Annotated in this window: 29 protein-coding genes; 13 read left to right on the top strand and 16 right to left on the bottom strand. The window is 63.4% G+C overall.

The window, feature by feature from the left end; genetic code table 11:
* Positions 1-48: 48 nt before the first annotated feature.
* From purB to FJ959_RS20010, 3 genes are read right to left on the bottom strand one after another with little or no spacing between them, the layout of a single operon-like run.
* Positions 49-1,356 (bottom strand): adenylosuccinate lyase, encoded by a 1,308-nt coding sequence (gene purB / locus FJ959_RS20000; protein ID WP_140631638.1) that lies wholly within the window; start codon positions 1,354-1,356, stop codon positions 49-51.
* Positions 1,357-1,415: 59 nt separating this feature from the next.
* Positions 1,416-1,940 (bottom strand): hypothetical protein, encoded by a 525-nt coding sequence (locus tag FJ959_RS20005; RefSeq protein WP_224519150.1) that lies wholly within the window; start codon positions 1,938-1,940, stop codon positions 1,416-1,418.
* Positions 1,937-2,662: a DUF2259 domain-containing protein gene (locus FJ959_RS20010; protein WP_140493810.1), complete on the bottom strand. Its 726-nt coding sequence runs from the start codon at positions 2,660-2,662 to the stop codon at positions 1,937-1,939. Before FJ959_RS20010 ends, FJ959_RS20005 begins: the two co-directional genes overlap by 4 nt.
* Positions 2,663-2,801: 139 nt before the next feature.
* Here FJ959_RS20010 and FJ959_RS20015 point away from each other — a divergent pair, with 139 nt between their 5' ends.
* Positions 2,802-3,056: a DUF2171 domain-containing protein gene (locus FJ959_RS20015; protein ID WP_140493808.1), complete on the top strand. Its 255-nt coding sequence runs from the start codon at positions 2,802-2,804 to the stop codon at positions 3,054-3,056.
* An 11-nt stretch (positions 3,057-3,067) separates the two neighbouring features.
* On the opposite strand, the gene FJ959_RS20020 is transcribed toward FJ959_RS20015, so the two are convergent.
* Together FJ959_RS20020 and FJ959_RS20025 are read right to left on the bottom strand one after the other, a co-directional pair.
* The gene (locus FJ959_RS20020; RefSeq protein ID WP_140631639.1) at positions 3,068-4,084 is read right to left on the bottom strand and encodes a P1 family peptidase; all 1,017 of its coding nucleotides are present in this window, start codon (positions 4,082-4,084) and stop codon (positions 3,068-3,070) included.
* On the bottom strand, positions 4,084-5,157 hold the full coding sequence (locus tag FJ959_RS20025) for a branched-chain amino acid ABC transporter substrate-binding protein (protein WP_140560990.1): 1,074 nt from the start codon (positions 5,155-5,157) through the stop codon (positions 4,084-4,086). Before FJ959_RS20025 ends, FJ959_RS20020 begins: the two co-directional genes overlap by 1 nt.
* Before the next feature lie 180 nt (positions 5,158-5,337).
* Here FJ959_RS20025 and FJ959_RS20030 point away from each other — a divergent pair, with 180 nt between their 5' ends.
* The 7 genes from FJ959_RS20030 to FJ959_RS20065 all read left to right on the top strand — a co-directional run bounded on the left by FJ959_RS20030 (position 5,338) and on the right by FJ959_RS20065 (position 11,846).
* Positions 5,338-5,865 (top strand): flavin reductase, encoded by a 528-nt coding sequence (locus tag FJ959_RS20030; RefSeq protein ID WP_140493802.1) that lies wholly within the window; start codon positions 5,338-5,340, stop codon positions 5,863-5,865.
* Positions 5,862-6,791 carry a MoxR family ATPase gene (locus tag FJ959_RS20035; RefSeq protein ID WP_140493800.1) on the top strand — a complete coding sequence of 310 codons (930 nt, stop codon included), beginning with the start codon at positions 5,862-5,864 and terminating at the stop codon, positions 6,789-6,791. The genes FJ959_RS20030 and FJ959_RS20035 overlap by 4 nt, the downstream gene beginning before the upstream one ends.
* Before the next feature lie 5 nt (positions 6,792-6,796).
* On the top strand, positions 6,797-8,047 hold the full coding sequence (locus FJ959_RS20040; RefSeq protein WP_181165115.1) for a VWA domain-containing protein: 1,251 nt from the start codon (positions 6,797-6,799) through the stop codon (positions 8,045-8,047).
* A gap of 57 nt (positions 8,048-8,104) precedes the next feature.
* Positions 8,105-8,443, top strand: a complete 339-nt coding sequence (locus tag FJ959_RS20045) for an XdhC family protein (protein WP_140493798.1) — start codon at positions 8,105-8,107, stop codon at positions 8,441-8,443.
* A gap of 6 nt (positions 8,444-8,449) precedes the next feature.
* Positions 8,450-9,154: an XdhC family protein gene (locus tag FJ959_RS20050; RefSeq protein WP_140631641.1), complete on the top strand. Its 705-nt coding sequence runs from the start codon at positions 8,450-8,452 to the stop codon at positions 9,152-9,154.
* Positions 9,151-10,761 carry a molybdopterin-binding/glycosyltransferase family 2 protein gene (locus FJ959_RS20055; protein WP_140631643.1) on the top strand — a complete coding sequence of 537 codons (1,611 nt, stop codon included), beginning with the start codon at positions 9,151-9,153 and terminating at the stop codon, positions 10,759-10,761. The genes FJ959_RS20050 and FJ959_RS20055 overlap by 4 nt, the downstream gene beginning before the upstream one ends.
* 236 nt (positions 10,762-10,997) lie before the next feature.
* On the top strand, positions 10,998-11,846 hold the full coding sequence (locus FJ959_RS20065; protein ID WP_140631735.1) for an alpha/beta hydrolase: 849 nt from the start codon (positions 10,998-11,000) through the stop codon (positions 11,844-11,846).
* A 16-nt stretch (positions 11,847-11,862) separates the two neighbouring features.
* Here FJ959_RS20065 and FJ959_RS20070 read toward each other — a convergent pair whose 3' ends face one another.
* Positions 11,863-12,900: a DUF1176 domain-containing protein gene (locus FJ959_RS20070; RefSeq protein WP_140631644.1), complete on the bottom strand. Its 1,038-nt coding sequence runs from the start codon at positions 12,898-12,900 to the stop codon at positions 11,863-11,865.
* Positions 12,901-13,042: 142 nt separating this feature from the next.
* On the opposite strand from FJ959_RS20070, the gene FJ959_RS20075 reads away from it, so the two are divergent.
* Positions 13,043-13,549, top strand: coding sequence for a DUF1993 family protein (locus FJ959_RS20075; protein WP_140517685.1), 507 nt, complete (start codon positions 13,043-13,045; stop codon positions 13,547-13,549).
* A gap of 58 nt (positions 13,550-13,607) precedes the next feature.
* Here the strand turns inward: FJ959_RS20075 and FJ959_RS31860 are convergent, their stop codons facing one another.
* Positions 13,608-13,880: a hypothetical protein gene (locus FJ959_RS31860; RefSeq protein WP_181171941.1), complete on the bottom strand. Its 273-nt coding sequence runs from the start codon at positions 13,878-13,880 to the stop codon at positions 13,608-13,610.
* Between the two features lie 277 nt (positions 13,881-14,157).
* Here FJ959_RS31860 and FJ959_RS20085 point away from each other — a divergent pair, with 277 nt between their 5' ends.
* A complete protein-coding gene (locus FJ959_RS20085; RefSeq protein ID WP_140494990.1) occupies positions 14,158-14,625 on the top strand; it encodes a hypothetical protein in 468 nt (155 codons plus the stop codon).
* Positions 14,626-14,745: 120 nt separating this feature from the next.
* On the top strand, positions 14,746-15,813 hold the full coding sequence (locus tag FJ959_RS20090) for an aldo/keto reductase (RefSeq protein WP_140631646.1): 1,068 nt from the start codon (positions 14,746-14,748) through the stop codon (positions 15,811-15,813).
* 133 nt (positions 15,814-15,946) lie between these two features.
* Here the strand turns inward: FJ959_RS20090 and FJ959_RS20100 are convergent, their stop codons facing one another.
* The 9 genes from FJ959_RS20100 to FJ959_RS20140 form a co-directional block, all read right to left on the bottom strand.
* On the bottom strand, positions 15,947-16,975 hold the full coding sequence (locus tag FJ959_RS20100; RefSeq protein ID WP_140631649.1) for a histone deacetylase family protein: 1,029 nt from the start codon (positions 16,973-16,975) through the stop codon (positions 15,947-15,949).
* Positions 16,972-17,478, bottom strand: coding sequence for a GNAT family N-acetyltransferase (locus FJ959_RS20105; RefSeq protein WP_140631652.1), 507 nt, complete (start codon positions 17,476-17,478; stop codon positions 16,972-16,974). Before FJ959_RS20105 ends, FJ959_RS20100 begins: the two co-directional genes overlap by 4 nt.
* Positions 17,479-17,530: 52 nt before the next feature.
* On the bottom strand, positions 17,531-18,460 hold the full coding sequence (locus tag FJ959_RS20110; RefSeq protein WP_140560996.1) for a 3-keto-5-aminohexanoate cleavage protein: 930 nt from the start codon (positions 18,458-18,460) through the stop codon (positions 17,531-17,533).
* A gap of 4 nt (positions 18,461-18,464) precedes the next feature.
* Positions 18,465-19,850: an aspartate aminotransferase family protein gene (locus tag FJ959_RS20115; protein ID WP_140560997.1), complete on the bottom strand. Its 1,386-nt coding sequence runs from the start codon at positions 19,848-19,850 to the stop codon at positions 18,465-18,467.
* Position 19,851: 1 nt separating this feature from the next.
* Positions 19,852-21,492, bottom strand: a complete 1,641-nt coding sequence (locus FJ959_RS20120) for a N,N-dimethylformamidase beta subunit family domain-containing protein (RefSeq protein WP_140631655.1) — start codon at positions 21,490-21,492, stop codon at positions 19,852-19,854.
* A gap of 8 nt (positions 21,493-21,500) precedes the next feature.
* Entirely contained in the window at positions 21,501-22,265 is a 765-nt protein-coding gene (locus FJ959_RS20125) for an amino acid ABC transporter ATP-binding protein (RefSeq protein ID WP_140631657.1), read from the bottom strand.
* The gene (locus FJ959_RS20130) at positions 22,262-22,921 is read right to left on the bottom strand and encodes an amino acid ABC transporter permease (RefSeq protein ID WP_140631660.1); all 660 of its coding nucleotides are present in this window, start codon (positions 22,919-22,921) and stop codon (positions 22,262-22,264) included. Before FJ959_RS20130 ends, FJ959_RS20125 begins: the two co-directional genes overlap by 4 nt.
* Positions 22,922-22,933: 12 nt before the next feature.
* Positions 22,934-23,581 (bottom strand): amino acid ABC transporter permease, encoded by a 648-nt coding sequence (locus FJ959_RS20135; RefSeq protein WP_140631663.1) that lies wholly within the window; start codon positions 23,579-23,581, stop codon positions 22,934-22,936.
* 62 nt (positions 23,582-23,643) lie between these two features.
* Complete coding sequence (locus FJ959_RS20140) at positions 23,644-24,426, bottom strand: ABC transporter substrate-binding protein (RefSeq protein WP_140631666.1); 783 nt, start codon at positions 24,424-24,426, stop codon at positions 23,644-23,646.
* A 135-nt stretch (positions 24,427-24,561) separates the two neighbouring features.
* Here FJ959_RS20140 and FJ959_RS20145 point away from each other — a divergent pair, with 135 nt between their 5' ends.
* Both FJ959_RS20145 and FJ959_RS20150 read left to right on the top strand, forming a co-directional pair.
* Positions 24,562-25,521, top strand: coding sequence for a LysR family transcriptional regulator (locus tag FJ959_RS20145; protein WP_140493763.1), 960 nt, complete (start codon positions 24,562-24,564; stop codon positions 25,519-25,521).
* Between the two features lie 128 nt (positions 25,522-25,649).
* Positions 25,650-25,898 (top strand): ParB N-terminal domain-containing protein, encoded by a 249-nt coding sequence (locus FJ959_RS20150; RefSeq protein WP_006206067.1) that lies wholly within the window; start codon positions 25,650-25,652, stop codon positions 25,896-25,898.
* Positions 25,899-25,966: the final 68 nt, after the last annotated feature.

A 25,966-nucleotide genomic window follows, 5' to 3' on the forward strand; every position in this document is an offset into this window, starting at 1 on the left:
TCCTGCGGTACCTTCTCCTCGTATAGCGACGGGGAGAAGGAAAGCCCCTCACGCCTCTCCGAACACCCGCCGAAAGATCGTGTCGACATGCTTGGTGTGGTAGCCCAGGTCGAATTTCTCGCGGATCTCGGCTTCCGGCAAGACGGCGGTGACGTCCTTGTCGGCCAGTAGTTCTTCAAGAAAATCAGCGCCTTGCTCCCACACCTTCATGGCATTGCGCTGCACCAGCCGGTAGGCATCCTCACGGGAGACGCCGGCTTGCGTCAATGCCAGCAGCACGCGCTGTGAATGCACCAGGCCGCGGAACTTGTTCATGTTCTTCAGCATGTTGTCGGGATAGACGAGCAGTTTGTCGATGACGCTGGTCAGCCGCGCCAGCGCGAAATCCAGCGTCACCGTCGCATCCGGCCCGATCATGCGCTCGACGGAGGAATGCGAAATGTCGCGCTCGTGCCAGAGCGCCACATTCTCCATCGCCGGCAGCGCGAAGGAGCGCACCATGCGGGCAAGGCCGGTTAGGTTCTCGGTCAACACCGGGTTGCGCTTGTGCGGCATCGCCGACGAACCTTTCTGGCCAGGCGAAAAATACTCTTCGGCTTCCAGCACCTCGGTGCGCTGCAGATGCCGGATCTCGATCGCCAGCCGCTCCACCGACGATGCGATGACGCCGAGCGTGGCAAAGAACATGGCATGGCGGTCGCGCGGGATCACCTGCGTCGATACCGGCTCCGGCTTCAACCCGAGCTTTGCCGCGACATGCTCTTCGACATAAGGCTCGATATTGGCGAAGGTGCCGACCGCTCCCGAAATGGCGCAGGTGGCTATGTCCTCGCGAGCATGCACGAGCCGCTCGCGGCAGCGCGAAAATTCGGCATAGGCTTGCGCCAGCTTGACGCCGAAAGTGGTCGGCTCGGCATGGATGCCGTGGCTGCGGCCGATGGTGACGGTATCCTTGTGCTCGAAGGCGCGGCGCTTCAGCGCCGCAAGCAGCGCGTCGATGTCGGCCAGCAGCATGTCGCTGGCACGCGTGAGCTGCACCGCGAAACACGTGTCGAGAACGTCCGAGGATGTCATGCCCTGATGGATGAAGCGGGCGTCGGGTCCGACGAATTCGGCGAGATGGGTGAGAAAAGCGATGACGTCGTGCTTGGTGACGCGCTCGATCTCGTCGATCGCATCGACGTCGAACTTCGCGGCATTGCCTTTTTCCCAGATGGTCCTCGCCGCCTGTTTCGGGATGACGCCGAGTTCGGCCAGCGCGTCGCAGGCATGAGCCTCGATCTCGAACCAGATGCGGAACCGGGTTTCGGGCGACCATATGGCCACCATTTCCGGCCGGGAGTAGCGAGGGATCATCGGTCAGTCCTGACGTGTCGAGAAATTTGCCCGCGTCCTAACAGAGGCGGACAAAATGCTCAACGCCGCCGCCGCGCAAACCAGAGGCTGGCGGCAAACAAGGCGAGGAACCCGATCGGGAAATAGAGCCTGATGCCCAGCACCACGAACTGGTAGAGCGCCACCGCCATCGTGAAGACGAACTGAAGCCCCCAGGTGAGGGTGAAGGTGGGTGCATGCCATGCGGCATAGTAGGACCGGTATTGCAAGGCATACAGCCCGGCGGTCAGGCCGATCGTCGCGGCGGCGAGACCCACGAATGCCGCCGCGAAGGCGACTTCCCAGCTCCTTCCGCGCGAGACCAGCCGTGCCGCGAACAGGCCAACAGGAAAGGCCAGAGCGCCGCCGCCTGCAAACAGCAGCGTCACGGTGCGGATTTTATCTGGCGTCACCCAACTTTCCAGCAACAGGTTGAGGAGCGCGCTGGCGCCCATCGTGGCGGCCCAAAGCAGCGCGCCGAGCAGCGCCGTGCCCGGCGTTGGTATGGCGCCGCGGAGGCGGCCCAGGGCGCGATGACGCCTGGCGGGGTGGACGAGCGGTGTCACAGGCGGCCGGTCACCGCGATCCAGCGATAGTCCGGGCCTTCGAAGCCATATTGGCGCACCGCGATCAGCACCGCATAGGCGCTGGGATTGTCCATCGAAAATGTCTGCACGGCTCCGATGCGGTAGCCGTTCGGGCAACCCCGGCTCTTGGGGATCGATTTGTCCTCGTGCAACAGCTTCGTCGTACCGCCGGCTTGCGCCTCGACGCGCAGCAGCCGAAAGCCATTGATCTCACCCTGGCTCTCGCAGCCCTTAGTCTCGTTCATGCCGATCTCGTCCAGCCGGAACTCGAGCGGCTGGTCGACTGGCGAGAAGATCGGACGCGGATTGACCGCCATCCGATGCGGGTCGGCGGACATCTCCGTTACCGGGTTGAAGCCTGCGGTGATGCCCTTGTTCGCGGCCAACTCCGCCTGGCTGACGACCGCTTCGCCCTTCTCGCGGGCCTGAATACGAGCCGCCGTCAACGTGGCGTTCTCGTCGTCGAGCCGGACGCGAATAGGCGTTCCCTGGAGAAAGCTGTCGTTGCTGGTGTCGATATAATAGCGATTGGCGTAGGGAAATCCCGATCCATCCTGCACGCCATATTCTTCGAACGCGAAGATGCCGCCGTCCTTGGTGAAGCCCAGGATTTCAAGCTCGGCGACATCCCCGGCCCGGGCGGCGACGACTGCGCAAAACTGCGCAAGCAGGCAAACGGCAAACAGAAGAAGGTTTTGCATGAGGTTTTCCGCCGGGCCAACGATATCGCCATTCCCTATCACGGCAAGACGCCGGCGTCGCGCTGCCCGATAAAGCAAGCGCCATGCATCCAATCGCGGCCTCGTCTGTTATTGTCGGCAGTCCCAATGGAGAACCACCATGACCGACACCAGCAAAATTCGTGAGCATATGGAAGTGATCGGTGCCGATGGCGTTCATGTCGGCACGGTCGACAAAGTCGAGGGGCAGCGGATCAAGCTGACCAAGTCCGACAGCGGCATGGGCACGCATAAGGGGCACCATCATTTCATTCCCCTGAGCCTTGTTGCGGAGGTCGAGGGAAAGAAGGTCTGGCTGTCGGCGAATTCCGACGTTGCGGTCACTTTCGAGGAGGAAAAGTCCGACCCCACCTGATCGCGTATAAGTCAGCGCGAAGACCAGACCGGAAACAGATCGCCCTCGGCGGGCGTTGCGGCGAAAACGCCGCGCGTGATGGCGCGCGCCATGGTGGCGCCTGCCGCGGCATAAAGGTCGATTGCCGCGTCGGCTTCGAGCCGGATACCGCTCCTGCCGGTCGCCAGCGCGAAGACCAGATCGCCATCGGCCGGCGTGTGCGTCGGCCATATGGCCCGCACGAAACCGTCATGCGCCGACATGGCCAGGCGCTTTGCGGCGGCCTTGGTGAGAACGGCGTCGGTGGCGATGACGGCTATAGTGGTGTTGCCGCCCGTGCCCGCCTTCCCCGTGAACGCCTCGCGAAACTTCAGGAGGATGCTTTTGGCGTCGTCGGGCATCGGCGAGGGACAGCCAAGCCCGCCGAATTCATCGCCGATCTCGAACGGAGCCGCCCAGAAATGGCGGCTTCGGCTGATGGTCACCGAGCCGATCGGATTGACCGCCGCCAGCGCGCCGATGGTGACGCCATTGTCAAGCAGCGTCGAAGCCGAGCCAAGCCCGCCCTTGAGACCGGAGGTCAGCGCGCCGGTGCCGGCGCCGGTCGTGCCGATCTGGAAATCCGAACCGGCGGCCTGCACCGTCTCGTAGCCGAGGTCGCGGTATGGCGGATAGCGGCCCCAGTCCTTGTCGCCGCCATTGCGCAGGTCGAACAGGATCGCCGCCGGCACGATCGGCACGCGAAAGCCGCCGACCTCGAAGCCGATGCCACGCTCGCGCAGTGCTGCCTGTACGCCGGACGCTGCGTCGAGGCCGAAAGCCGACCCGCCCGACAGCACCACGGCATGGACCGTCTCAACCGAATTGTGGGGTTCGAGCAGGTCCGTCTCGCGCGTGCCCGGCGCACCGCCCAGGATCTGGACGCCGGCTACGGCCGGTTCGTCGCAAAGGACCGTCGTCACGCCGGATTTCAGTCGGGCATCGGAGGCATTGCCGACGCTGAGACCGGCGACATCGGTGATCAGGTTGCGCGGGCCGGTGCGAAACATCAGTTGCTTTCCAACGGTACGAAGCGGGCGCCATCGAACCGGAAGACGCGGTACGGATTCCGGCTGAGGTCGCCCTTCGCATCAAAGCGCACCGGCCCGATCGCCGTGGTGAAATCATGCCCGATGAGCGCTTCCGCAAGCGGCCTGCCGGAGCTTGCGGCTTCCGCCATCGCCGCCTTGGCGGTTTCTACCGCCGCATAGGCCGGCAGCGTGTAGCCGTCCGGCACGATCTTCTGCGAGGCAAACACCTCGAGCACCTTGGGATTGGCGACATCGGCCCATTCCGGGGGAGCGATCATCAGCGTTCCCGTGGCGTAGGGCACCGCTCCGGGCGGCGTGCGCAGGTTCTCGCCGCCGGCGAATACGATGCCGGCGTCGAGTTGCGCGGCGTCGCGACCCATGATGGCGATGTCGTCGCCATCGCCACCGGCAAAGACATGGGTTGCGCCGGCCTTCTTCAGCCGGCCAATCAGACCGATCTGGTTGTCGAGCTGCGGCCGGAACGTATCGACGAACACCGGCTTCAGCGCCGCCTGTTCGGCCGCCGCCCGCAACGTCTCGGCGATCTCACGTCCGTAGATGGTGCCGTCATCGATGACGGCGAACAGTTCGTTCTGCCAAAGCCGGGTAAGGGTGGTGGCGACGGCATAGCGCTCGTCGTCGCCCCTCGGTCCGAGCCGGTAGACCGGCCAGCCGGTCTTGGGACGACGGTCAGTCAGGCTTTCGGTTCGCACGCCAACGGTGATGACGGCGATGCCTGCGTCCTTCAAGATCGGCATCGCCGCCTCGATCGCTTCCGTACAGAGAAATCCCACGACGACATTGACCTTGGCGGTCGCGAATTCCCGGGCTGCCGCGGCACCCCCATCGGCCGTGCAGGCATCGTCGATGGTCTTGAGCTCGATGCCGTTCGCCTGGGCCGCCACTTCGGCGCCGGCTTCGATCTGCCTGCCAAGGATCGCCGAAGGTCCGGAGAGCGGCGCGGCAACACCGACGAGCAGCGTCTGGGCGTTGGCGGCGCCGGTCAGCAGCAGCCAGGCCAGCGCGGCAGATATCGTTGCCCCGGGTCGCATCCTGTCGAAGACTTCCTCCAAGCGAGCCCGGATGGTCCCGGCGCCACTCCCGCCAAGACCTAAAGGCTGCCCGGTCTTGGCGCAACACGCGAATTTCGGGATATGGGCCAAGCACTTCGCTTGTGGCATGTCATATCTAGCCATATATAGCGGTAGGGTTCAGGCTATGGAAAATCTCCGGTGTTGAAGAAGAACGACATAGGACCGCAGGCCTATCGCGACGCGATGAGCCATTTTGCCGGTCACGTCCATGTGGTGACCACCGACGGGCCGGCCGGCAAGCGTGGCGCGACAGTCATCGCCGCCTGTTCGGTTTCCGATACGCCGCCGACCATTTTGGTCTGCCTGAACCGTGAAAATCCCAAGAACGAGCCGTTCGTGAAAAACGGCAGGTTTGCCTTGAACACGCTTGCCTCGCACCAGGAGCCGCTGTCGATCGGCTTTTCCGGCATCACCGGCCTGCCGGTCGAGGAACGTTTCGCGCTCGGCGAGTGGGATGTGATCTCCACCGGCGCGCCGACCTTGAAGGGCGCGCTCGCCGTATTCGACTGCGAACTGATCGACACCAAGGACCTGGCCACCCATCGTGTGCTTTTTGGCAAGGTGACAGGCCTGCGCATGGGCGATAATTTACGGCCGCTGATCTATCACGCCCGCGGCTACCACGTTCTGGAAAGCGGGGCAGAGGCGTCCACGGAGAAGGAATGACCGAGCTAAAACCGCGCCCCGTGCCGCGGACGATCGACGAGACGCTCGATCTCCTGACCGGCGCGGACTATGTGGCGGACCGGTCGTTGGCCACCGTGCTTTTCCTGTCGCTGCGCATGAAGCGGCCGCTGTTCCTCGAGGGCGAGGCCGGCGTCGGCAAAACCGAGATCGCCAAGGTGCTGGCCGAGGCGCTCGGCCGCCGGCTGATCCGTCTGCAATGCTATGAAGGTCTCGACGTCTCGTCCGCCGTCTATGAGTGGAACTATGCCGCGCAGATGATCGAGATCCGCATGGAGGAGGCGGCCGGCAAGGTCGACCGCTCCGACATGGAGCGCAACGTTTTCTCGGAAAAATACCTGATACGCCGTCCGGTGCTCGATGCGCTGACCGGCAAGGCCGGCGCCGCCCCGGTTTTCCTGATTGACGAGCTCGACCGTACCGACGAGGCGTTCGAGGCGTTCCTGCTCGAGATCCTTTCCGATTTCCAGGTGACGGTGCCCGAACTCGGCACGATCAGGGCGGAGGAGCCGCCGATCGTCATCATCACCACCAACCGCACCCGCGAAATCCATGACGCGCTGAAGCGGCGCTGCCTCTATCACTGGGTCGATTATCCCAGCGCCGAGCGGGAGTTGGAGATCGTGCGCCGCAAGGTGCCGCAGGCGAACAGCCGGCTTTCGGCCGAGGTGGTCTCCTTCATTCAGAAGCTCCGCCAGATCGAATTGTTCAAGATGCCGGGCGTTGCCGAGACCATCGACTGGGCCGGCGCGTTGACCGAACTCGACAAGGTCGCGCTCGACCCGGAAACCGTCTCCGACACGATCGGCGTGCTGCTGAAATACCAGGACGACATTGCCCGCATCGGCGAGGGCGAAGGCCGGCGTATCCTCGACGAGGTGAAGGCCGAGCTTTCGGCGGCGGAGTAGGGCTCATGGCCATGCCTCGCGCGGAACCCAGGGAGGCGACTGTCGACGGTCACATCGCCGACAACATCGTCTATTTCGCCCGTGTCTTGCGCAAATCAGGCATGCGCGTCGGTCCGGCCTCGGTCAAGGATGCCATCGAGGCGGTACTTGCCACCGGCATCGGCGCGCGCGACGATTTCTACTGGACGCTGCATGCCGTGCTGGTGTCGCGGCATGAGGACCATGCCATCTTTGACGAGGCCTTCCGGCTATTCTGGAAGTCGCGTGAGCTGATCGAAAAGATGCTGGCGATGCTTTCGCCGGTGGCGCCCGATACCAGGGAGAAGCAGAAGCCACGCGCGGCCGAAAGCCGTGTCAGCCAGGCCATGTTCGCAGGCCACAGCAGGAACCAGCCGGCGCAGGAAATCCCCGAGATCGAGGTCGACGCGCGCTTTACTTTCTCCGGCAACGAGGTGCTGAGGGCCAAGGATTTCGCTCAGATGAATGCCGCCGAGATGGCCGACGCCAGGAAAGCGATCGCCGAACTGCGGTTGCCCTTCGATATGGTGCGGACGCGCCGTTTCAAGGCCGATTCGCACGGTCGCCGCATCGATCCGCGTGCCATGATGCGCTCGGCCGCACGCACTGGGGGCGAACTGATCCTGCCGAAATTCCGCTCGCTCCGCGAAGTGTATCCGCCGTTGGTCGTGCTTGCCGACATTTCCGGTTCGATGAGCCAGTACACGCGCATCTTCCTGCATTTCCTGCATGCTCTGACGGAAAAGCGCCGGCGCGTGCACACTTTCGTTTTCGGCACCAGGCTCACCAATCTGAGCCGACAGATGCGCCATCGCGATCCCGACGCCGCCCTGGCCGACTGTTCCACCGCGGTCAAGGACTGGTCGGGCGGCACGCGCATCGGCGACACGCTGGCCGAGTTCAACCTGATATGGTCGCGGCGCGTGCTAGGACAGGGCGCGGTGGTGCTTTTGATCACCGACGGGCTGGAGCGAGACGAGGTCGACGGCCTGTCGGAGGAAATGGAGCGTCTGCACAAATCCTGCCGGCGGCTGATCTGGCTGAACCCCTTGCTGCGCTTCGACGGTTTCCAGGCGCGCGCCCGCGGCGTCAGGGCGATGCTGCCGCATGTCGATGAATTCCGTGCCGTGCACAATCTCGACGCGCTTGCCGATCTCTGCGCTTCGCTGGACCGGAAGCCTGGATATGCCGTCGATCCGCGGCGATGGATGGAGGGTGGCGCGAGGCGCGCCGCGTAGCCATATGCTGCTGAAGACACATATTTCCGGGAAAAACAGACCCTGAGAGAAGCAACGATGAGCGACAGCATTTATCTCGACGAGGCCCGTGACCCGCTGATCATCGCGGAAGGCTGGATGAAGGACGGCAAGGATGTCGCCATCGCGACCGTTGTCGAGACCTGGGGTTCCGCGCCACGCCCGGCCGGCAGCCATCTGGTCATCGACGCCGACGGCAATTTCCACGGCTCGGTTTCGGGCGGCTGTGTCGAAGGCGCCGTGGTGACGGATGCCATGGACGTCATCGGCACCGGCAAGCCCAGAATGCTGGAATTCGGCGTCGCCGACGAGACCGCCTGGCAGGTGGGCCTTTCCTGCGGCGGCCGCATCAAAGTGTATGTGGAAAGGCTAGGCTGATCTTCGATGGATCCCTATGCGCTGAAAACACTCAACGCCGAGCGCCGCGCGCGCCGCGCCGCGATCCTGGTCACCGATCTTGGTGACGGCCGCGACCGTGTCGTGCGCGAGGGCGATCCGGTCGCCGGCGATCTCGGTGCCGCGATCAGCAAGGCGTTCCGCACCGGGAATTCCGGCTCGGTCGAAGCGGAAGGGCGGACCTTTTTTCTCAACGCGCATCTGCCGCATCCTCGCCTGGTGGTGATCGGTGCCGTGCATATCAGCCAGGCGCTGGCGCCAATGGCCAGGATCGCCGGCTATCCAGTCGAGATCATCGATCCGCGCACGGCTTTTGCCACGTCGGACCGCTTTCCCGATGTCGCTTTGCACGCCGAATGGCCTGAGGAGGTCCTGCAACGACAGCCACTCGACAGCTACACGGCAGTCGCTGCCATCACCCACGATCCCAAGATCGACGATTTCGCGCTGAAGGCGGCGCTCGACGCCAGGTGCTTCTATGTCGGGGCACTCGGCAGCAGGAAAACCCATGCCAAGCGTGTCGAGCGCCTGTTGGCGCTGGGCGCCAGTTCCGAGCAGATCGGTCGCATCCAGGCGCCGATCGGTCTCGATATCGGCGCGGCCAGCCCCGCCGAGATCGCCGTCGCCGTGCTGGCGCAGGTCATTCACGCGTTTCGCTCGCGCGGCCTTGAAGCCAGGGACGCCGCAGCGTGAAATTCGGCCCGGTTCCTATCGAACAGGCCGAAGGCGCCGTGCTTGCGCACGCGACGACGGTCGGCGAGCGACGTTTCCGCAAAGCGCATCGGCTGAGTGCAGAGGATGTCGGGGTGCTGAAAGCGGCGGGCATCAGCGAAGTCGTCGCGGCCGTGCTTTCTCCCGGCGATCTGGGCGAAGACGCCGCCGCCGAACGGATCGCGACCGGTATGCGCCACCGCAACGTAGAGGCCAAGCCTGCCGCGACGGGGCGGGTCAACCTCCATGCCGAAGCCGCTGGCGTCTTCACCGTCAACAGCGCGATGATCGACGCCATCAATGCCGTCGATCCAACCATCACCATCGCCACGCTTGGCCAGCATGCGCCGGTCGAAAAGGGCCAGATGGTGGCAACCGTGAAGATCATTCCCTTCGCCGTCGGGTCGGCGCTGGTCGATGCGGTCATGGAAATCTGCGCCGGCGGCGAGATCTTTGCCGTCAATGCCTATCGGCCCATTCGTGTCGGTGTTATCCAGACCGTCTTGCCGGGCGTCAAGCCGAGCGTGCTCGACAAGACGCTGCGCGTCACCGAGGCACGGCTGGCGCGTTCGGGCGGGCGGCTGACGGCCGAGCGCCGCACGCCGCACGAGGTTGCGCCGGTTGCCGAGGCGGCCGCCTCGCTGGCGCGCGATAACGACATGGTCGTGATCTTCGGCGCTTCGGCCATGAGCGATTTCGCCGACGTCGTTCCGGCCGCGATCGAGGAAGCGGGCGGTACTGTCATCCGCGCCGGCATGCCGGTCGACCCCGGCAATCTACTGGTGCTCGGCAGGCTCGCCGGCAAGCAGATCATCGGCGCGCCGGGCTGCGCCCGCAGCCCCAAGGAGAACGGCTTCGACTGGGTGCTCGACCGGCTGATCGCCGGCCTCGACGTAACGGCGACCGACATCGCCGGCATGGGCGTCGGCGGCCTGCTGATGGAAATCCCGACACGCCCGCAGCCGCGCGAACCGCTGCCGGCCGTAAGCCGGCTCAAGGTCGGGATCGTGCTTTTGGCGGCAGGCCGTTCGAGCCGCATGGGCGGGCCGAACAAACTTATGGCGCTTTTCGACGGCCAACCGTTGGTCCGCCGTACAGCAGAGCGTGCGCTCGCCTCGAAAGCTTCGGGCACGATCGTCGTTACCGGCCACCAGCGTGAGCGGGTGCGCGGCGCGTTATCGGGCCTGGACGTGACTTTCGCCGACAATCCCGATTTTGCCGATGGGCTCTCCACCTCCCTGAAAGCCGGTATGGCCTATCTGCCGGGAGATGCCGCCGGTGCGATGATCGTTCTCGGAGACATGCCGGGTGTCTCGACCGGCGATCTCGACCGGCTGATCGATGCGTTTCGCGGGGCGGGAGGCAATTTGGTCGTCCGCGCCTCGCACCTTGGCAAACGCGGCAACCCGGTACTTCTGCCGCGCTCGCTGTTCCCGGCTGTCGCCCATCTCGAAGGTGATACCGGCGCACGCCACCTTGTCGAAGCCGGAGGACTTGACGTCGTCGATGTAGAGATCGGCGAGGGCGCATCCGTCGATGTCGACACCCGCGAGGCGCTTGAGGGCGCCGGCGGCGTGCTGCAGGATTGACAAAGCGAAGTCGAAAAACGCATGCCTTGGGCATGGCTAATCGTACCGTCGCACCCCCCTCTGGCCTGCCGGCCATCTCCCCCTCAAGGGGGGAGATTGGACATCATTTCGGCTTTCGCCAATCTCGAAGGCCGGCAGAAGGGCGCAGCCACCGAAACTGCCAATCTCCCCCCTTGAGGGGGAGATGGCCGGCAGGCCAGAGGGGGGTGCTCACGCTCCCTGCCTTTCTGATTTCGATATTCTTCCTGTTTTCTGCTGCCCAGGCCTCTGCTCTCCAACTAAAACCCTTCAAGGACGATCTGTTCGCCTATCCCGCTACGCTCTCGTCAGACACCAACGGTGACTACACGGTGATCGACTACCGCGAGATGCGCGACATCAACCAGCGCGACGAGGTGCCGGAAAAGCGCGTGCATGCGCAGTATACCGATACCGGTGTGCGCAAGGTGCAGCAGGATCTGCTGTTGAAAACCGATGCCGGCGACGTCCGGCACATCGCCGTAGGCAAGACGCAAGGGGCTTCCGTCATCGTGCTCTACCTGCACGGGCAGGGCGGCAGCCGCAAGCAAGGTATCGATGACTTCACCTTCGGCGGCAATTTCAACCGCATCAAAAACCTGATGGCAGGCAATGGCGGCCTTTATCTCAGCCCTGACTTCCCCGATTTTGGCGACAAGGGCGCGGCACAGGTCGCGGCGCTGATCGATCACTATGCGCAACAGTCGCCGGGCGCGAAGATCTTCGTCGCCTGCGGCTCGATGGGCGGCGCATTGTGCTGGAAGCTTGCCGCCCGCACGGACACGGGCGGGCAAATCGACGGGCTTCTGCTGCTTGGCTCGCTTTGGGACGAGAGTTTCTTCTCCAGCCCAGCCTTCAGGCGCCACGTGCCGGTTTTCTTCGGTCAGGGCAGCCATGACGTGGTCTTTCCCGTGGCAAACCAGGAATCCTTCTTCCGGTCCATCATTGCCAAATCGAAAGCCTATCCGACCCGCTTCGTGCGCTTCGAGACGGGCACGCACGGCACCCCCATCCGCATGGTCGACTGGCGCGGCGCGTTGAACTGGATGCTGTCGAAGGCGCCCTGATCGGACGCCGCACGGCTCAAGGAGCGGTGTTGTAGTCGACAACCGTCTGCGGGTTCTCCTCGCCGTCGTAGGAAGCGTCGACGTCGTACTGGACGAGCGAAAAATCGCCGTTGCGGAACAGATAGGTGCCTGCTGACGAGGCATCGCCGGCGCCGCGCCACTTGTTGAAGGTGCTGATCGTGTGGGCGTCCTGGTCGTAGCTGGAATTGGTCGCCCAGCCAGTGGTCCGGAAGCCGACGATGTGCATGGATTCGACCTTGCCTTCGCTGTCGTTGTTCACGTAGCGGATGTCCATCTCCGGTTCGGTGAACTGCAATTGCCTGACACCGTTCGCCTCGTCGGTCATGTAGTAGATCGAGCTGTCATTGTAGGCGGCCGCCGAGCAGGAAAAATGGAACAGGCGCGTTTCCTTGTCGGGATCGCCGGCCGCCGCATCCTTGTCCCTGTATTTGATGGAAAAAATCTCCGGCTCCTTGGCCGCGAGATCCTTGTCGCATTGGTCGCTATAGCTGGCCAGGAAAGCCTTCTTGGCCTGCTCCAGCGCTGCATCCCTCTTCGGAGGTGGCGGGCCGTCGCCACAGCTAGCGGGCACAGCCTGCTCGAAATCCGCGCTCGACGGCTTCAGCGCTCCGCTGTCGATGAAGATCGGCTGGAATGGCGGCGCCTGAATCTGGGCATTGACCTGGCGCAGCGTGTAGCAGCCGGCAAAGACCTTCGCCTCGCCCTTCTTGTCGGTTGCCTGGATGGCGACCGGAACGCTGTAGTAGATGCTGCCTGCCGCGCCCTCGTTGGATACGGCGCCGGTCCTGACATCCACCTTGTCGGTACCGTCATAGCCCTTGACGAAGCTGTCGAAGTCCTTGGCCGGCTTGGTATCGCCATAGTAACCCCAGGCACGTGCGAATTCATGCCGGTTGATGGCACTGTAGAGCGAGCGGACAACTGCCTCGGCGCTCGACCTGTCATCGACGTAGGGCGCCTCGTCGGCAGGTGCCGACTGGGCGATCGAGGCAAGGGAGAACAAGGCAGTCGCTGCGAGAAAAGCGTGTCTCATCGGGAATCTCCACGCGGTAACGGAGATTCTACCACGGTGATTGCGGCGACGTGGTGACGCCTTGCGGGTATCGCTTGAAGAATCGCCCGGGAAGGCGCTAGTTCGCGCTCGCGGCGCTTCAACTGCCCTGGGAGATAATTGCGTGACCCTATCCATGTATGAAGTATCGGTGGCTGTGTTTTCGGCCCGGTTGAAAGCGCTGTCCAGCGTGCTGTCCACGGCCGAACAAAACGCCGGCGAGCGCAAGATCGACCCGCAGGTGTTCCTGACGGCGCGGCTGGCGCCCGACATGTTCGCCTTGACCAGGCAGGTGCAGATCGCCACCGACCATGCCAAGGGAGCCCCATCGCGGCTCGCCGGCCGGGAGGTTCCCAAATACGAGGACAACGAGGCGAGCTTTGCCGAATTGCATGCGCGCATCGCTAAGACGCTTGACCATCTGGCGACGTTCTCCGCGGCCGATCTGGAAGGTTCGGACGAGCGGATTGTCGAGGTCAGGCTCGGCGGGCGCGAGGTCTCGATGGCCGGTTTGCAGTATCTCCTGCATCTGGCCATGCCCAACTTCTATTTCCACCTCACCACCGCCTACGACATTCTTCGCCATAATGGCGTGCCGTTGGGCAAGGCAACGTTCCTGGGCTCGCGTTGACGGATCACGTCGTCAAGGCGTTGCCCGTCCGGAGCCGGAATATCCCTGGCTGGCCGAACTAGCGAACGGACATTTCGCGGGCGATGCGCGGGAAATCGGCGGGCTTGATGCCGATGTCGGCGCGGTCCGCATTGCTCATGGAATGCAGCAGCGCGAGCGCGGCACGATAACGCAGATGTTCCTGCGGCCGTGGCCGCGCGAACATTTCAGTGAAGAACCCCATAATCCAGGCCCCTGTTGGACCTCCCAGCGTCCGAATATAGGGGATTCGTGACGATTGTGCAGTGCAGCATTTGCATGCCTGCCATGCTCTGCAAAATTTTTCTGCCATGATCCTGCATCGCCTGAAACTTTCGCAGATCGCGAATCGTATCCCTCTCGCTGGCAGATGGCCGGTTTTTCCTCGCCGCTTCTGGCGAATTCCGGACTGCACCAACCGCAGTCCGGCTTTTTGTGACTGACCGGCGTGGTCCGGCCCCGTAAACCTTCAATTGTTAAAATCGGCGGCATGCATTTTTAACGAGCCGACCCTAAGGTGGATGTCTCGAACACACCGTGAGACTGGGGAGGCTGACATCGTTACCAGCGCCAAGCGGGATTTCGCTTCGTTGCTCGATGACCTCTTCGTCGCCTCCGACAAGGACGGGGGAGGCGAAGAGGCGGCCACTCGCCCATCCATTCCGTTTGACTATCTTTCCGTCGCCGACGAGCTCCATTCGGGCCGCATCAAGGTTTCTGGCAGCGGATTTGCCACGGAATATCGCGAGGCAGGCGCGGATCTCGCCGCAGAGTTCGCGGCCCTGCTCGATCATGCGAAGCTGGCACTTGCGGGCGAAGAGACAAGGCCCGAAGAAAAACTGCCTCCGATCGATCCCGAATCGATTGCCGTGGAATTGGGATTGGACACGCCTAAGGCTGTCGCCGACTTTGGTCGCATGCGCCGCAGTTTCGCCTTTTCCAACCATCCCGATCGCGTCGCGCCGCACCTGCGCCAGCGCGCCATGATCCGCATGCAGGTGGCCAACATGCTGATCGACGAGGCCAAGCGGCGCGCCCTGGCAGGGGCTCGCCGCTAGCGCAGTCTGGTTCACGCAAAAGTCGGCTTGCCGAGGCTTGGAGAGCGCCTCTGCTTTCTTGTAGGATGAAACTTCCTTCCCCGCGCAGCCGCGCAAACTTTCCCGCCGGAGCACACTTCCATGCACAAACGCCGTCTCGGTCGGACCGATCTTCTTGTCACCCAGATCTGCCTCGGTTCGATGACTTGGGGCCAGCAGAACACCGAAGCCGACGGCCACGCTCAGATGGACCTGGCCTTTTCGCGCGGGGTGAATTTCATCGACACTGCCGAGCTCTACCCGATCCCGCCCAAGGCGGAGACGCAAGGGCGGACCGAGAAGATCATCGGCAGCTGGATGAAGGCAAAGGGCAACCGCGACAAGGTGATACTCGCCTCCAAGGTCGTCGGCCGCACCGCAAACAGCTGGTTTCGCGGCGACAGGCCGTCGCAGCTGGTGCGCACCGACATCTTCGATGCCGTTGAAAAATCGTTGGCCAGGCTCGGCACGGACTATGTCGATCTCTACCAGATCCACTGGCCGGAGCGGGACATACCTTGGGGCGCCAATCCGACGCGCGTGGGGGCCGTGGCGCGCCGCGCTGATTCCGTCGGGGCGCCGACCGGTGAAACGCCGATCGCGGAGACGCTTGCCGTCTTCGATGAGCTGGTAAAGGCCGGAAAGATCCGTCATTTCGGCCTGTCGAACGAGAGCTCCTGGGGCGTCATGCGCTTCATTGCAGAGGCTGACAAAGCTATTGGTCCACGCGTCGCCTCGATCCAGAACGCCTATAATCTGGTCAACCGGACCTTCGAGGTGAACCTCGCCGAAGTCTGCGATCGCGAAGAGGTCTCGCTGCTTGCCTATTCGCCGCTCGCGCAGGGCTATCTCTCGGGCAAATACGATCACGGCGCGCGCCCGCAGGGGTCGCGCTCGCAGCTCTTCAACCGCGGCCAGCGTTACGAGACCCCCAATGCCGCAGAGGCGCAGCTTGAATACAACGAGCTGGCGCGCTCCTTCGGCCTGGAGCCGGCGCTGTTCGCCAACGCCTATGTATCGAGCCGGCCCTTTGTCACGTCGAACATCATTGGCGCGACGACCATTTCGCAGCTGGAAATGGCGCTGTCTTCAGTGGAGGTTGTCTGGACCGAAGAGATGCAGAAGGCAGTGGACGCCATTCATCAGCGGGTCGGCAATCCCTGTCCTTGATCGACTCGGAAGTTGAATTATCTGGGAATAACAGCGGGATGGAGACGATGGTGGATTTTCCGATCGAAACATTGCGTGGAAAATTTCCCGCTCTCGCTCTGACCGATGGAGGTCTCAGGCGCAGCTCGACCTGTCAGCATGCCTTGGTGCCGAACCCGGTCAGGAAAGCGGTGAGGTTGTCACAGAGTTCGTCGCAGAGATAGCCGCCTTCCTGAACGATTGTCGTCGGCAGGCCGAGCTTGGCGATGGCTTCGCCGATGCGCGAGAAACCTGGCGTCGTCACCGAAAGCCCGCCGAACGGATCACCCTCGAACGCGTCGAGCCCGAGCGCCACGACCAGCGCGTCGGGCGCGAAGGCGCGGATACGCTGGAACGCCACCTGAAGCGCTTCCAGAAATGCCGCGTCGGCGGATTTGCGTGGCAAGGGCAAGTTGAAATTATAGCCGAGACCGGGGCCTTCGCCGCGCTCGTCGGCATGTCCCCAGAAGAACGGATAAAACCGCACCGGATCGGCATGCAGCGAGACGGTGAGCACGTCCGGCCGCGCATAGAAAATGCCTTGCGTGCCGTTGCCGTGATGCAGGTCAACGTCAAGGATCGCCACGCGTGCCGCCTGTTTGCGCAGTACCTGCGCCGCCACAGCCGAATTGTTGATGAAGCAGAAGCCGCCGGCGACATCGGCGAACGCATGGTGACCGGGCGGGCGGCAAAGCGCATAGGCGGCCGGCGCGCCCGCCATCACCGCTTCCGCCGCCTCGACCGCGCTCCAGACGCTCCACAGCGCGCTTTGCCAGGTCTCGCCAGAGATCGGGCAGGCCGTGTCGGCCATGTGGTACCCAGCCTGGCCGACCGCGGAGGCCGGATAGGAGCCGTTGCGCACGATCGGGTGAATGTTGGGGATCACTTCCGCCGAGGCACCCTCGATGCGTTGCCAACGCGTGTAGATATGCTCCAGGAAATCGAGATATTCGGGCGTGTGCACCGCCGCGACCGGACCAAGTCCGTGATTGCGCGGCCGCTCGATCGTGCAGCCGGCCGATTTTGCGCCTGCTAACAATCTCTCGACGCGCTCCGGCTTTTCCGGATTGGGCTGCGGGGCGCCGCTGGAAAGGAAAGCCTTGGGGTCGTGGCGCTTCTGCTCCTGCGCGTAGAAGGCTTTCACTCTTTTTTCTCCGGCGCGTCGGCAAAGGCGAAGAAAGCGTCGCCGATGATCTTCTGCGTCTGCTCGTAGCTCGACCAGGCGATGCCCAGCCGTTCATAAAAGGCCTTTGCGCTCTCATTGTCGGTATCGACGGACAATCTGAGATAAGCGCCGCCTTGCTTGCGGCACTCGGCCGCGACGCGCCGCAGCAGGCGCTCGCCGATCCTGCGGCCGCGAAACCGGTCCTCGACATAGAGGTCCTGCACATAGACGCCGGGCCGCCCCATCCAGGTCGAGAAGATCGGGAAATAGAGGCACAGTCCGACGAATTCGCCATCGACTTCGGCGATCAGGGTCGAGAAGGCAGGTCTTTCGCCAAAGCCCCAGGTCCTGAGATCGTCTGGCGTTGAGACGATTTCTTCGGGCGCGCCGATATGGGTGCCGAGCTTCAGAATTGCGCCATGGATGGTTTCGACGTCTTCGATTCGTCCGGGGCGGAGGAGGATTTTTTCCGGACTTGTCATGGCAAGCAGGGAGCCAAGGTGTGACGGAGCACTATCATCTCAGCCAGTCGCATTAAAACGCTACCCTGTCGCCACCCTTCAGCGCCAGCATGTCGCGTGCTTCGGCCGGGGTGGCAACCTCCAGCGACAGTCCATCGAGAATGCCACGGATACGGCGCACCTGATCGGCATTGGATTTCGCTAGCTGGCGGCCGTCGTAGAGACTGTCTTCGAGCCCGACACGGACATTGCCGCCCATCGCCGCGGCGATCGAGATCAGCGGCATCTGGTGGCGGCCTGCGGCGAGCACCGAGAACTGGTAGCTGTCGCCGAACAGCTTGTCGGCGACGCGCTTCATGTGGATGAGATTGTCCGGGTCGGCGCCGATGCCGCCAAGAATGCCCAGCACGAATTGGATGAACAGCGGCCCCGACACCAGCCCACGGTCGCGGAAATGCGCCAGCGAATAGAGATGGCCGACATCGTAGCACTCGAATTCGAAACGCGTGCCGCAGCCCTTGCCCAGTCTCTCGAGAACGCCCTCCATATCGGCGAAGGTATTCTTGAAGATCGTGTCGCGTGTGGCTTCCAGCAGCTTCGGTTCCCATTCGTGTTGCCATTCCCTTGGCTTGTCGAGCATCGGGAACAGCGCGAAATTCATCGAGCCCATGTTGAGCGAACACATTTCGGGCTCGGCCCGCAAAGGTGCCGCCAGCCGCTGGTCCAGCGTCATCAGGGAGGAGCCGCCGGTTGTGATGTTGATCACCGCCGACGTCGCCTGCTTGATGCGCGGCAGGAACTGCATGAACACGTCCGGATCGGCCGTAGGCCGTCCGTTTTTTGGGTCGCGGGCATGCAAGTGCAGGATCGAGGCGCCGGCCTCGGCCGCGGCGATGGCATCCGCCGCGATCTGGTCCGGCGTTACCGGCAGATAAGGCGACATGGACGGTGTATGCACCGAGCCGGTGACGGCGCAGGTGATGATGACCTTTCTCGGCGCCATTGTTTTATCCCCGGCCTTCGACCGGAAGGTCGAGTTCGGCAGCCAGAACTTCGAGCGAGTCGCCGATGATGGAGATGATCTCGCCGACCTGCTCGCTGGTGACGATCATCGGTGGTGCGACCATGAAATTGTCGCCGTCGACACCGCCCTTGACCTTGCGGCCATAGATGATCAGCCCGCGCTCATAGGCGAGGTCGAGCAGGCGCTGCGTCGCCTTCCTGCTCTGGTCGATCGGCCGCAGCGTTTCGGGATCGGCAAGCATCTCGGCGCCGGTGAGCAGGCCCTTGCCGCGCACGTCGGCGATGAACGGGAAGCGCTTGGCTAGCTCTCGCAATCCGTCCATCAGCACATCGCCCATGGCGGCGGCATTGGCGATCAGGTCGAGGCGGTCCATTTCGCCGAGCACGGCCAGCCCTGCGGCGCAGGCGAGCGGATTGCCGGCATAGGTATGGCCGTGCTGGAAGCCGCCGGAGGCGAGCAGCGGCTGCACCAGCCGCATCGGCGCCGCCAGCGCGCCGAGCGGCGCGTAACCCGATCCCAGGCCTTTTGATAGCGCGACGATGTCCGGCTTGCAGTTCCAATGGTCGCCGCCGAGGAATTTTCCCGTGCGGCCGGCGCCGCTCATCACTTCGTCATGGATGAGCAGGATGCCGTAGCGGTCGCAGATTTCGCGGATGCGCCCATAATAACTGTCCGGCGCGACAAGCGCCGCTGTCGCCGCGCCGCCGATCGGTTCCATGATGAAGGCGACCACGCTCTCCGGCCCCTCGGCCAGGATCTTCTCCTCCAGCATGTCGGCATAGCGGAGACCGCGCTGTTCCATCGAGAGATTGTCGCGGTCGCGCCAGGCCGCCGGTGCCGGCACGGTCGGCATCACCCGCATCATTGGCGTGAAGGTCTCGGCCAGCGCGTAGTCGCCGGTGATCGACAGTGAACCCAGCGTGCCGCCGTGATAGGAGGGGAAGCGCGTGATCACCTTCCAGCGGCTGGCCTGGCCGGTGGCCACCGCCCACTGCCGCGCCAGCTTGATGCAGGATTCGGTCGCTTCCGAGCCGCCTGAGACGAAGAAGATGCGATCCATGCCTTCGGGCAGCTTGCCGGCCAGCTCACGCGCCAGCTCTTCTGCCGGTTCGTTCTCGAAATGCAGCCGGTAGGCGAAGGTGGCGCGGTCCATCTGCCGCTTCATGGCGTCGAGCACATTGCGGTTGGAATGACCGATATTGGCGACCATCGGGCCGCTTGATCCGTCGATGAAGCGGCGGCCGTCCTGCGTCCACATATAGATGCCCTCGGCACGGTCGATCAGCGGCCGGCGCAGGCTGGAGAGATAGAACAGATGCGATTGGCGCCGGGCTTCGGTGTCCGGGGCGGCGGTCTGGGCTTTCGACATGTCAGGACTTTCCGAGATAACGATCGAGGACATTTTGGGTAACGCGTTCGACCATCGGGTCCTGCCTCAGCAGGCCGGCGACCCATTCGCAGCTTCCGGCGTGGAAGATCTCGCCCTTGCCGCGCGGGAAATTGACGATCATGCCGTTGCCGCGTTTGACTTTTTCCAGATTGGCGTCGCTCCGATCGCCGAACAGCGTCTCGGCGCTGAAGCGACCATCCTCGTCGGTGAGAAACTGATCCTCGATCGGGATATCGCCGCTTTCCTCGACCTGGCTGGCCATGCCGACGGCGAGAACCTGCAAGCCGTCCGGCGCGCCGCTGGTCGCGGTCGGGTAGGGCAGGCCGCCGCGGATTTCGAAATCCAGCCCGTCGACCTCATAGCCATAGACATGGCTGTCGGCGCCAAGCAGGTCGCCATAGTAGATGCCGGTTCCGGCAAAGGCCCAGTGCTCGGGCCGATACACGGGAAAGCCGCGCACGCCGCGTGGCGCGCAACCGCCCCATCCGGCATAGAGGCCGCGTGTGGCATTGAGCCCGAAGGTCGCCGAACCCGGCCGGCCGATCTCGGGCGCCTCCCAGGAATTGGTGGCGCGGGTGACGTCGCCGCCGCGATAGGCGGGGTCCTCGGCTCGGGCGCGGTATTTGTAGCAGACCTGCCGCCGGCCTTCATCCTCCAGCCGCGTCTGCCACATGAAGTTGCCGGCGAAGCGCGCCGCATGGCCGCCACGTTCGACGTAGCTGTCGACCGCATCGCGCATTTCCCAGGTCCAGTACTCGTCATGGCCGACAAAGACGGCGCAGTCGTAGCCATCGAGAATGTCGGGCGAGAAATGCAGATCGTGCTGGCTGGCGAGATCGACGGCGTAGCCCGCCCGTTCGGCGAAGCGGAAGAAATGGCTGTCATAGCTCGCCCAGCCCGACGAGGCGTATTTCTTCGAATGGCCCGTCGCAAGCGCCCATTCCATGTGAGGATAGCGCGGCACGGTCCTGGGTGGCACCGCGACCTCCAGCGGCACGCGCGGCGCCTCCTTGGGGAGCACGACAAAGCCGCGGCACCAGGGGCGCTGCGTCGAGACGATCGGCGAGTACTGGTTGCGGCCCGGCCCGGTGATGCCCTGGTAGTGATTGGAGCCGCCCCAGGTGTTGTAGGCGAGCCAGGTGCCTGTCGCCGCCACCTGCAGCACACGGCCTGGCTTCTTGCCGGGCAGGGGCGCGACGATGAAAAGATGATAGGATTGGATCGGCTTGCCGTCACGGCCGTCCGCGGTCAGCGTCACGCGATAGGCGCCGGACGGCCAGTCGCTGCCGACGCGGAATTCGAACGAGGCTTCCCAGCCGCAGCCTTCGGCCGAGCACTGGTCTGGACTTTCCTGCCAACGCGCCGCAATGCCGGACTTCTCGAATACCTTTGTCTCGGTGCCACCGTCGCGGACGATCGTCATGATGAAGGACGGAGCCGTCGAACTGACATGCAGAGTCACTGTCTCGCCGGCGCGATAGGAAAACCGGTCGCTGTAGCACCAGATTTCACCGCGCTCGCCATCCATGCCTGGCCATTCGTAGTAGTGTCCGCGCACCGCGTGCCGGCGTTGCTCTGGCGTCAGTCCGAAATCGGGGAATTCAGTGGTCAATCTGGTCATTGTCATGCTCAGGCTGAAAGGTATTTCTTGAGGAAGGTGCGGGTGCGTTCCTTTTGCGGGGCGCGGAAGATGTCGCCCGGCGGGCCTTCTTCCACTACCACGCCGCCATCCATGAACAGCACCCTGTCGGCCACTTCGCCGGCAAAGCGCATTTCGTGCGTTACGATGAGCATGGTCATGTGCTCGGCGGCAAGCTGCTTCATCACCGCGTTGACCTCGTCGACCAGCTCCGGATCGAGCGCCGAGGTGGCCTCGTCGAACAGCATCACCTTGGGCTGCATGGCCAGCGCGCGGGCAATCGCCACGCGCTGCTTCTGCCCGCCCGAAAGACGCGAGGGATAGGCGTCGATCTTGTCGGAGAGCCCGACCTTGGACAACAGTTCAAGCGCCAGCGCACGAGCTTCGGCTTTCGGCATGCTTTTCAGGATCACCGGCCCCATCGTGATGTTCTCGATCACGGTCAAATGCGGGAACAGGTTAAAGTGCTGGAACACCATGCCCATCTGCTGGCGCACCTTATTGATGTGCCTTTCGAACGCCTGGCCCTGCAGCTTCTGGTTGACCTGCAGGCCGTCCAGCCAGACTTCACCGCTGTTCAAACTCTCGAGATGATTGATGGAACGCAGCAGCGTGCTCTTGCCGGAGCCGCTCGGGCCGATGATGGCGACGATCTGCCCACGTTCGACCGACAGGTCGATACCTCTGAGGACCTCGACGGCGCCAAACGATTTGCGTGCGCCGCGGACCTCGACCATTGGCCGCTGCGTGCTCATCGGGAAACCTCCACATGTCTTTCGAACCGATGCAGGGCCGCTTCGAGCACGAGGTTGAGAATATAGTAGAGCGCGGCGGCAGTGATGTAGAATTCGAAAGGGCGAAACGTTTCGCTGATCGCCAGTTGCGCCGAGTGAACCAACTCGGCAATGCCGATGACCGAGACGATGGAGGATTCCTTCAACAGCGCGATCAAATTGCTGCCGATCGGTGGCGCCGTGTTGCGGATGGCTTGCGGTACCACGACATGGCGCAGCGTCTGCCACTTGCCGAAGCCGATGCTGCGTGCGCCTTCCGTCTGGCCGACATCGACGGCCACGATGCCTGCGCGGATGACATCGGCATTGTAGACGGCAAAATGCAGTCCAAGGCCGACAATGCCGGCCGCAAGCGCAGGGATGTCAATGCCGACCTGCACCAGGCCAAAATAGATCAGGAAGAGCTGCAACAGCAGCGGCGTGCCCATGAACACCCACATGAAGGCGCGCACGGGGTAGGCCAGGATTGCCGGTGCGTAAAGTACGATCACGGCAAAGAAGATGCCGCCGACGAAGCTGAGCGCTCCCGCCGAGACCGTCAGCACTGATGTCCACCAGGCGCCGGTCAGCAGAAGATCCCAGTAGGGCGCGATGACTGTGAAATCCAGGCCTTGCATCGTTTTCCGCCCTCAGACGATTGCGAAGCGCTTGTCGAGCATGTCGACGATACGGGCGACGGCATAGACCATGACCATGTAGAGCAGGGCCGCGACGCCGAAGATCTCGAACGGCTTGTAGGTGGAGCCGATGAAGCGCTGGGCGGTGTAGGTCAATTCCACGACCGAGATGGTGGACACCAGGGCCGAGCCTTTCAGCAGCGCAACCGTGTTGACGCCGAGCGGGCGGATCATCAGCCTGGCGGCTTGCGGCAGCACCACCTTGCGCAAGGTCTGGAACCGGCCGAATCCGATCGTGCGCGCTGCCTCCGTCTGGCCGCGGTCGACCGCCACCACCGCGCCCCGGATTGATTCCGCCATATACGCGCCGATATTGAGACCGAGGCCGATCACGCCGGCCGCGAACGGATCCAGATTGATGCCGATCTGCGGGCCGCCGAAATAGAGCACGAAGAGCTGGATCAGGCACGGTGTGCCGCGAAACAGGCTCACATAGAGCGTGCCTACGGCCCGCAGGATCGCCGATCTCGACATTCTTGCGGTCGCGGCAAGTGCTGCCACGGCCAGCCCCAGAACCAGGGCCAGCGCTGTCAGTTCCAGCGTCACCAAGGCGGCTTCCACGAAGAACGGGAAGACGCGCTGCATCAAGGAGAAATCCATGGAATGGCCCGGCGCAGTGGCTTTCGGCTTCAGGCGGCCTGGACCGCCGAAGCCTGGCGAAGTTAGCGGATGTCGCTGCCGACCCAGTGCATCGATATCTTCTCGTAGGTACCATCGGCCATCATGCCGTCCAGCGCCTTCTGCATGGCGGCCTTGAGCTCGGGATTGTCCTTGCGGATGGCGATGCCGATGGCGACGCTGCCGCCTTCGATACCCGGCGTGTCGAGCTTGCGTACCTTCTCGCCGGTCTCCTTGACGGCGACCATGACCGGAATGTTGTCGACGACGATGGCGTCGACGCGGCCCGCCTTCAATTCCAGCAGCAATTCCGGCAGCCCCTTATAGGTGCGGAGGTCCCAGCCGCCCTGTTGGCGCGCCCATTTCTCATGTGTTTCGCCGAGCGTCACGCCAAGGGTCTTGCCCTTGAGTTCGTCGAGGCTCTGCACCTTGGAATCCTGGTTGACGAAAACCGCACGGCCGGCGTGATAGTAGGGGCCGACGAAATCGACCACCTTCTCACGCTCCGGCGTGATCGTCATCGAGCCGACCACGGTGTCGTATTTGTGGGCGAGCAGGCCGGCGATGATGCCGTCCCAGGCGGTCGTGATGATGGTGCCCTTGACGCCGATACGCTCGGCGATGGCCTTGCCGATATCGGCGTCGAAGCCGACGACCTCGTTCTGGTCGTTGACGAAGTTGAAGGGGGGATACTGCCCGCTCATGGAAATCTTCAATTCGCCCGCCGCCTTGACCTTCTCGAGGTCATCGGCCCTGGCCGAGACGTTAGCGAAGGAAGACGCAAACAGCAGCGCCGCGACGGCAATGCCGGAAAATACCTTGTTCATTTGAAACCTGTCCTCTGGATGGAGCGCGAAGGCTTGTTCTTGGGAGGCGTTGGGGCGCACTCCTGACGGCAATGATTGCCTTTGCGGTAGCATTGCGCAAATAGATAATGGAAATAGGGAGCATAGATATCAGGAATGGCATTGCCGCGCCCCGAACGGCTGGTCTGGGATCTGGACTGGAACCTTTTGCGGACATTCGTCGTCATCGCGGAGGTGAAGAGCATCACGCGTGCCGCCGAGAGGCTGAACCTCAAGCAGCCAAGCGTCAGCAATGCGCTGCGGCGGCTGGAAGACCGGGTCGGCCGGCGGCTGGTCGAACGCGATGCGACGCGCTTCGAGCTCACCGAGGTTGGACGGCTTCTCTACGAGCAGAGCATCGAGGTGTTCGGCACCATATCGCAGCTGCCGCTCTTGATGCGCGGCATCAGCGACGATGTCACCGGCCACGTCATGATCGCGACCGCCAGCCATGTGGTCTCGCCGCTGTTCGATCGGGCGCTGTCGGAATTCCACCGCAACTATCCGCGCGCCAGCATCACCATTTCGGTCGCGGCAAGCACCGAAGTGGCCAAGCAGGTGAGGGAGCGCCGTGCTTCGTTTGGCGTCTGCCTGGTCAGCCAGCGCGATCCGGCGCTGCAATACGACATGGTCTATCGCGAGTTCTTCGGCTTCTTTTGCGGGCCGCGGCACAGGCTCTATGGGCAAACCGGACTGACGCTCGCCGATCTCCGCGACGAGCCGTCAGTATCGTTCCAGACCGACCATATTTCGGATGCGCTGCGGCCGGTCGCACTGTTGCGTAGCGAAGCACGGCTGAACGCCGATGTCGTGGGCGTTTCGTCGAGCCTGGAGGAGGTGCGGCGCATGATCGTCGCCGGGCTCGGCATCGGCCCGCTGCCGCTGCATGTGGCGCGGCGCGATGTGGCCGACGGCGCGCTGTGGCGGCTGCCGCCCTATGATGCGCCGCCGGCCATCGATATCTTCCTGCTGGTCAATCCGGACAAGGCAATGAACCGCGCCGAGAAGGCGTTGCTATCAGGGCTGCAGGCGCTGATTGCCGAGACGCCGCTCGAGGACCGTATCTACAAAGGCTGATACGCAATATCGACTGCGCGGCGGCAGACAAACCCGGTTGCCTCCGCCCTATTCGTCGCCACGCCCTTGGCCCTCGTCAACAAAGCGACTATCTCAGGACAAGGCGGCGTTCCGCCCGGGGGGTCGACATGCTCAGAGTGCAGAAGGTCAAGGTCGACGACATCTACGTGCCGACGGCGCGTAAGAAGACGCTGCATCCCGAGACGGTCCGTCATCTCGCCGAGGACATTCTGGAAAATGGCATGAAGATGCCGATCCAGGTCCGTCACGACGGCAAGCGTCATATCCTGGTAGAAGGCCTGCATCGGCTGGAAGCGGCCAAGTGGCTCGGCGAGACCGAGATCGATGCCTATCTGGTGCAAGCCAAGCGCCACTGACGCGTCCTCGATTTCGCCGTTGGTCCTCATCCACGGGAAAGCCCCGGAATTTCTTCTTGATGATGTCG

It is taken from the genome of Mesorhizobium sp. B2-2-4 (assembly GCF_006442375.1).
Classification (GTDB): Bacteria; Pseudomonadota; Alphaproteobacteria; order Rhizobiales; family Rhizobiaceae; genus Mesorhizobium.